Below are 1,114 nucleotides of genomic sequence, written 5' to 3' on the forward strand. Positions count from 1 at the left end.
AGGGCCGCGCCGCCGAGGATCACCGGGTAGTCGGCGGCCAGCTTGCGCTGGTTGAGCTCCTCCAGGTTCTCCTTCATGATCACGGTCGACTTCACCAGCAGCCCGGACATTCCGATGACGTCGGCCTTGTGTTCCTGCGCGGCTTCCAAGATCGCAGAGACCGGCTGCTTGATACCGATGTTGACGACGTTGTAGCCGTTGTTGGTCAAAATGATGTCGACCAGGTTCTTACCGATGTCGTGGACGTCCCCACGGACGGTCGCCAAGACGATCGTGCCCTTGCCCTCGTCGTCGGACTTCTCCATGTGCGGCTCCAGATAGGCCACCGCGGTCTTCATGACCTCCGCCGACTGCAACACGAACGGCAACTGCATCTGACCCGAACCGAACAACTCACCAACGACCTTCATGCCCTCCAAGAGCGTGTCGTTGACGATGTCCAGAGCAGGACGGGCCTGGAGAGCCTCATCGAGATCCGCCTCCAAACCATTCTTCTCACCATCGATGATCCGCCGCTGCAACCGCTCGTCCAAAGGCAACCCGAGGAGTTCCTCAGCACGACCGGCCTTGAGGGACTTGGTGTTCACACCCTCGAACAACGCCATCAGCTTCTGCAACGGGTCATAACCCTCAGCACGCCGGTCATAGATCAGATCCAGGGCCGTGCGGACCTGCTCCTCATCGAACCGAGCGATGGGCAAGATCTTCGAAGCATGCACGATCGCCGAATCCAAACCGGCCTTGACACACTCGTCCAAGAACACCGAGTTCAACAAGACACGCGCAGCCGGGTTCAACCCGAACGAAATATTCGACAGACCCAGCGTGGTCTGCACCTGCGGATGACGACGCTTGAGCTCACGGATCGCCTCGATCGTCGCGATACCGTCCCCACGCGACTCCTCCTGACCCGTACAAATCGTAAAGGTCAACGTGTCGATCAAAATGTCCGACTCGCGGATCCCCCAGTTCCCCGTCAGATCCGCGATCAACCGCTCAGCAATCGCAACCTTGTGCTCGACCGTGCGCGCCTGACCCGCCTCATCGATCGTCAACGCGATCAACGCCGCCCCGTGCTCCCGAGCCAAACCGGTGACCTGCGCAAAACGCGACT

General features: G+C 60.1%; 1 protein-coding gene. It reads right to left on the minus strand.

Translation table 11 applies throughout. The annotated features are described in order from the left end of the window. Nucleotides 1–1,114: B12-binding domain-containing protein (locus ABZZ20_RS36885; RefSeq protein WP_356877442.1), on the minus strand; the 1,114-nt coding region annotated here is incomplete at both ends.

The organism is Streptomyces sp. NPDC006430, from assembly GCF_040612395.1.
GTDB lineage: Bacteria > Actinomycetota > Actinomycetes > Streptomycetales > Streptomycetaceae > Streptomyces.